Below are 4828 nucleotides of genomic sequence, written 5' to 3'. Positions count from 1 at the left end.
CGGCTGTCCTGGTGACGGTGATGAACAACTTCTCCAGCCCTAACGAGCCGCAGACCCTCAACTATTCCGACTTCATCCAGCAGGTCAAGGATGGCAAGGTCGAGCGCGTAGCGGTTGATGGCTACGTGATTACCGGCAAGCGCAACGATGGCGACAGCTTCAAGACCATTCGTCCGGCAATCCAGGACAATGGCCTGATCGGCGACCTCGTGGATAACCATGTGGTAGTCGAAGGCAAGCAGCCTGAGCAGCAAAGCATCTGGACTCAACTCCTGGTCGCAAGCTTCCCGATCCTCGTAATCATCGCCGTGTTCATGTTCTTCATGCGGCAGATGCAGGGCGGCGCCGGTGGCAAGGGCGGGCCGATGAGCTTCGGCAAGAGCAAGGCGCGCCTGCTCTCCGAAGATCAGGTAAAAACTACTTTGGCTGACGTTGCCGGTTGCGACGAAGCCAAGGAAGAAGTTGGCGAGCTGGTCGAATTCCTGCGTGATCCGGGCAAGTTCCAGCGTTTGGGCGGTCGCATTCCTCGTGGCGTGCTGATGGTCGGTCCTCCTGGTACTGGTAAAACCTTGATCGCCAAGGCGATTGCCGGCGAAGCCAAAGTGCCGTTCTTCACCATTTCCGGTTCCGATTTCGTCGAGATGTTCGTCGGTGTCGGTGCCAGTCGTGTTCGTGACATGTTCGAGCAGGCGAAGAAGCACGCGCCATGCATCATCTTCATCGATGAAATCGACGCCGTCGGTCGCCACCGTGGTGCCGGCATGGGTGGCGGTCACGACGAGCGCGAACAGACACTCAACCAGTTGCTGGTGGAGATGGACGGCTTCGAAATGAATGACGGCATCATCGTCATTGCAGCAACCAACCGTCCCGACGTGCTGGACCCTGCATTGCTGCGTCCGGGTCGTTTCGACCGTCAGGTCGTGGTCGGTCTGCCGGATATCCGTGGTCGCGAGCAGATTCTCAAAGTCCACATGCGCAAAGTGCCAATGGGTGACGACGTCGCTCCGGCCGTGATCGCGCGTGGTACTCCTGGTTTCTCCGGTGCCGACCTGGCCAACCTGGTGAACGAGGCGTCGTTGTTCGCGGCTCGTGCCGGCAAGCGCATCGTCGAGATGAAAGAGTTCGAACTGGCCAAAGACAAGATCATGATGGGTGCCGAGCGCAAATCCATGGTCATGTCCGAAAAAGAGAAGCAGAACACTGCTTATCACGAAGCTGGTCACGCTATCGTCGGTCGCGTTGTCCCCGAGCATGACCCGGTCTACAAAGTGTCTATCATCCCGCGCGGTCGTGCGCTCGGTGTGACCATGTTCCTGCCGGAAGAAGATCGCTACAGCCTGTCCAAGCGTGCGCTGATCAGCCAGATCTGCTCGCTGTACGGCGGTCGTATCGCTGAAGAGATGACCCTTGGCTTCGACGGTGTCACAACCGGTGCATCCAACGACATCATGCGTGCCAGCCAGATCGCACGGAACATGGTGACCAAGTGGGGCTTATCGGAAAAACTCGGTCCGTTGATGTACGCCGAAGAAGAGGGCGAAGTGTTCCTCGGTCGTGGCGGCGGTGGTCAACATGCCAGCTTCTCCGGCGAGACAGCCAAACTGATCGACTCCGAAGTACGCAGTATCATTGACCAGTGCTACGGCACGGCCAAACAGATCCTTACGGATAACCGTGACAAGCTCGATGCCATGGCGGATGCCTTGATGAAGTACGAGACGATCGATGCTGATCAGATCGATGACATCATGGCGGGTCGTACGCCTCGCGAACCTCGCGACTGGTCTGGTAGCAGCGATACTTCCGGTACGCCTCCGGCTGTGCAGGATGGGCGTCCGGAAACACCAATCGGTGGCCCGGCTGCTGACGTATAAGGTTTGAAATGACTTCTGTTCAGTCCTCGACCCGGTTGCCTTGCGGCAACCGGGTTCTTGATTTGGCCCAGACGCATGTCATGGGCATTCTCAATGTCACTCCCGACTCCTTTTCCGATGGCGGCCGATACAGTCAGCTGGATGAGGCCCTGCGCCATGCTGAGGCGATGGTGGCGGCTGGCGCGACGCTGATCGACGTTGGTGGTGAATCGACCCGCCCCGGTGCCAGGGCGGTTTCACCGCTTGAAGAGCTCGAGCGGGTAGCGCCTATCGTTGAACGCATCAGTCGTGAACTCGATGTGATCATCTCGGTCGATACCTCCACGCCGGCAGTTATGCGTGAAACCGCAAGGCTGGGGGCGGGTTTGATCAATGATGTGCGTTCGTTGCGTCGAGATGGCGCTCTGGATGCGGCAGCGGCCACCGGCTTGCCGGTATGTCTGATGCATATGCTCGGTGAGCCGGGCGACATGCAGGACAATCCGCAGTACCAGGATGTGACGAAAGAGGTCAGCGAGTTTCTCGCCGAGCGCATGGTTCAGTGCGCGTCGGTAGGCATCCCTGCTGAGCGGATCATCCTCGATCCGGGTTTCGGCTTCGCGAAAACCTTGCAGCACAACCTGAGCTTGTTTAAGCATATGGAGGCCTTGCATGCCTTGGGGCGGCCCCTGTTGGTCGGGGTTTCGCGAAAGAGCATGATCGGGCAAGCCTTGAATCGGCCGGTGGGAGAGCGTCTGCATGGCGGTTTGGCGCTCGCGGCACTGGCTTCAATCAAGGGGGCGCGTATATTGCGCGTCCATGATGTGGCCGAAACCGTCGATGTGGTGCGGATGATCGCCGCCGTAGAATCAGCCGAATAAGAATGATGGAGTACTTATGAGCAAAAAATACTTTGGCACCGACGGCATTCGTGGTCGAGTCGGTCAATACCCGATTACTCCTGATTTCATGCTCAAGCTTGGCTGGGCGGCAGGCATGGCATTTCGCAGCATGGGTGCCTGCAAGGTGCTCGTGGGCAAGGACACCCGGATCTCTGGTTACATGTTCGAGTCGGCGCTTGAGGCCGGGCTGACCTCGGCAGGTGCTGATGTGATGCTCCTGGGGCCGATGCCGACGCCGGCCATCGCCTATCTGACACGTACCTTTCATGCTGAAGCCGGCATCGTGATCAGCGCTTCGCACAACCCTCATGACGACAACGGCATCAAATTTTTCTCCGGGAAGGGCACCAAGCTTCCGGATGAAGTCGAGTTGATGATTGAAGAGTTGCTCGACACCCCCATGACCGTGGTTGAGTCGAGCAAGATCGGCAAGGTATCGCGAATCAACGATGCCTCGGGCCGTTATATCGAATTCTGCAAGAGCAGCGTCCCGACCGGTACCAGCTTTGCCGGGCTGAAAATCGTGATCGACTGTGCTCATGGTGCGACCTATAAAGTGGCGCCTAGTGTGTTCCGTGAGCTGGGGGCCGATGTCGTTGTGCTTTCTGCTCATCCTAATGGCCTGAACATCAATGAGAATTGCGGTTCAACCCATATGGAGCCGCTGCAAGCTGCCGTATTGGCCGAGCACGCCGATTTGGGTATTGCCTTTGATGGAGATGGTGACCGGGTCCAGATGGTTGATCACACTGGCGCTGTCGTCGACGGTGACGAGTTGCTGTTCATCATTGCTCGCGATCTGCAAGAGCGCGGCAAGTTGCAGGGCGGTGTGGTCGGTACGCTGATGAGTAACCTGGGGCTGGAATTGGCCTTGGCGGATCTGTCTATTCCTTTTGTGCGCGCCAACGTTGGCGACCGTTACGTGATCTCCGAGTTGCTGGAACGCGATTGGCAGGTGGGCGGGGAAAACTCGGGGCACATTGTCTGCTTCAGTCATACCACCACCGGTGATGCAATTATTGCCGCGCTGCAGGTGTTGATGGCCCTGAAGAGGCGCGCTGAAGGCCTGGCTCAGTCCCGTCAGGCGTTGCGCAAGTGTCCTCAGGTGCTGATCAATGTCCGGTTTGGCGGTGGTGCGAATCCACTCGAACATCCGACCGTCAAGGAAGCGAGTGATCGTGTCACTCAGGCGATGGCCGGTCGTGGGCGCGTACTTTTACGCAAGTCCGGGACAGAGCCGCTGGTGCGGGTCATGGTCGAGGGCGAGGACGAAACGCAGGTTCGCGGTTACGCCGAAGAGCTGGCAAAACTGGTAACTGAAGTTTCTGTCTGATTTCGGCTTGCCAGCCATGATTGTGTTGGGTAACATCTGCGCCCACTTTGACCGACGAGGTACAGCATGCGTCGCCCTATGGTAGCTGGTAACTGGAAGATGCACGGTACCCGCGCCAGCGTCGCTGAGCTGATCAATGGCCTTAGTCATCTGGCCTTGCCAAGCGGTGTTGATGTCGCGGTATTTCCGCCTTGCTTGCATATCAATCAAGTGATTGATGGCTTGAAAGGTAAGTCGATTTCGGTCGGCGCGCAGAATTCTGCAGTGGAATCCATGCAAGGTGCATTGACCGGTGAAATTGCGCCGAGTCAGTTGGTGGATGCAGGTTGTTCCCTGGTGCTTGTCGGGCACTCCGAGCGCCGCCAGGTAATGGGCGAGCAGGATGGAATGCTGATTCGCAAGTTCGCAGCGGCGCAGGCATGTGGCTTGATTCCGGTGTTGTGCGTAGGGGAGACCCTTGAAGAGCGCGAAGCTGGAAAAACTCTTGAGGTTGTCGGGCGTCAGCTTGGCAGTATCATTGAGGAGCTGGGTGTAGGTGTCTTTGCAAAGGCAGTAATCGCTTACGAGCCGGTCTGGGCCATTGGCACCGGGCTGACTGCTTCGCCGCAACAGGCGCAGGATGTGCACGCAGCCATTCGCGCTCAGTTGGCGGCAGAGAATTCTGAAGTCGCGCAAGGTGTGCGGCTTCTATACGGCGGCAGCGTGAAGGCGGCCTAGGCGGTCGAACTGTTCGGCAT

Annotated in this window: 3 protein-coding genes and 1 pseudogene; all 4 read left to right on the top strand. The window is 58.1% G+C overall.

Annotated features, from left to right (window positions below; genetic code table 11):
* On the top strand, positions 1-1877 hold a 1877-nt coding region (gene ftsH, locus ACIPLA_RS27310; RefSeq protein ID WP_401177507.1), incomplete at its 5' end, for an ATP-dependent zinc metalloprotease FtsH.
* Between the two features lie 8 nt (positions 1878-1885).
* Positions 1886-2737 (top strand): dihydropteroate synthase, encoded by an 852-nt coding sequence (gene folP / locus ACIPLA_RS27305; RefSeq protein WP_401177504.1) that lies wholly within the window; start codon positions 1886-1888, stop codon positions 2735-2737.
* A 16-nt stretch (positions 2738-2753) separates the two neighbouring features.
* Positions 2754-4091 (top strand): phosphoglucosamine mutase, encoded by a 1338-nt coding sequence (glmM, locus tag ACIPLA_RS27300; RefSeq protein ID WP_218398643.1) that lies wholly within the window; start codon positions 2754-2756, stop codon positions 4089-4091.
* A 66-nt stretch (positions 4092-4157) separates the two neighbouring features.
* Positions 4158-4805: pseudogene (gene tpiA / locus ACIPLA_RS27295) on the top strand (triose-phosphate isomerase); the annotation flags it as partial.
* Positions 4806-4828: the final 23 nt, after the last annotated feature.

This window comes from Pseudomonas sp. NPDC086112, assembly GCF_044746425.1.
Taxonomy (GTDB): domain Bacteria; phylum Pseudomonadota; class Gammaproteobacteria; order Pseudomonadales; family Pseudomonadaceae; genus Aquipseudomonas.
This window is presented reverse-complemented; position numbering and strand designations above follow the sequence as displayed.

Bases quoted from the DNA above. Each gene is read 5' to 3' on its own strand.
- glmM (WP_218398643.1), top strand. From the start codon at position 2,754: ATGAGCAAAAAATACTTTGGCACCGACGGCATTCGTGGTCGAGTCGGT.
- folP (WP_401177504.1), top strand. From the start codon at position 1,886: ATGACTTCTGTTCAGTCCTCGACCCGGTTGCCTTGCGGCAACCGGGTT.